Origin of the sequence: Pseudomonas sp. KBW05 (assembly GCF_003852405.1) — a bacterium.
Taxonomy (GTDB): domain Bacteria; phylum Pseudomonadota; class Gammaproteobacteria; order Pseudomonadales; family Pseudomonadaceae; genus Aquipseudomonas.
Genome location: NZ_QAJM01000060.1, coordinates 1 through 1,165, shown reverse-complemented (window position 1 = coordinate 1,165; position 1,165 = coordinate 1). Strand labels below are relative to the sequence as shown.

Here is a 1,165-nt window from a genome sequence, read left to right as displayed (position 1 = left end):
GGAATCTCCGAACAAGTCCCGGGTATGCGAAAATCGCCCGACCACCTGATCCGAGCCTCCCATGAGCCAGATGAGCTTTTCCGACTTCGAGTACGCCGGCAAGCGCAAGCAAACCCGCCGCGAACGCTTCCTTGCCGAGATGGATCAGGTCGTGCCCTGGGCAGGTCTGCTTGGCCTGATCGAGCCGTTCTACCCCAAGACCGGTGGCGGTCGAAAACCTTACCCACTGGAAACCATGCTGCGCATTCACCTGCTGCAGAACTGGTTCTCCCTCAGCGATCCGGCCATGGAAGAAGCGCTCTACGAAATCACGCCCATGCGTCAGTTCGCGCATCTGACACTGAGCGCGCCGATCCCTGAAGACACCACGATCATGAACTTCCGGCACTTGCTGGAGAAGCATCAATTGGCGCCTGCCATCCTCGCGGTCATCAACGGTTATTTGCAGGAAAAAGGCCTGTCGCTGCGCCAGGGCACCATCGTCGACGCGACCATTATTCATGCCCCAAGCTCGACCAAGAACAAAGACGGCGAGCGGGATCCCGAGATGCATCAGACCAAGAAGGGGAACCAGTATTTCTTCGGTATGAAGGCCCACATCGGCGCTGACGTTGAGTCGGGACTGGTTCATCACGTCCACGGCACCGCTGCCAATGTGGCCGATGTCACCCAAGTCGCTGAACTGCTCCACGGGGACGAAAACGCGGTCTATGCGGACGCAGGTTACACCGGTGTCGAGAAGCGTGAAGAGCACGAAAATCGTGACGTGATCTGGCAAATCGCGGCTCGGCGCAGCACGTATTCCAAGCTGAACAAACGCAGCCTGTTGTACAAAGCTAAGCGCAAGATCGAGTACTGCAAAGCGCAGACACGCGCCAAGGTTGAGCATCCGTTTCGGGTCATCAAGCGCCAGTTTGGTTACGTGAAAGTACGCTTTCGTGGGCTGATGAAAAACACGGCCCAACTGACCACGCTGTTCGCCCTGTCGAACCTGTGGATGGCTCGAAAACGACTGATGGGTTTGGGTGAGTTGCGCACTTAACACGGAGAACCGGGCGGAAAACGCTCCGCCGCACACTGTATTAGGCCGTTTTCAGGGAATAGCGCTGAGTGCCGGGCGAATTACGGCATGCCATCGCTGCGCGGCAAGTTGATCGGAGCATCC

At 57.7% G+C, this 1,165-nt stretch carries 1 protein-coding gene; it reads left to right on the top strand.

Annotated elements, in window-relative coordinates; genetic code table 11:
* The first annotated feature begins 61 nt into the window (after positions 1 to 61).
* Positions 62 to 1,042 carry an IS5 family transposase gene (locus DBR46_RS29980; protein WP_124530037.1) on the top strand — a complete coding sequence of 327 codons (981 nt, stop codon included), beginning with the start codon at positions 62 to 64 and terminating at the stop codon, positions 1,040 to 1,042.
* Positions 1,043 to 1,165: the final 123 nt, after the last annotated feature.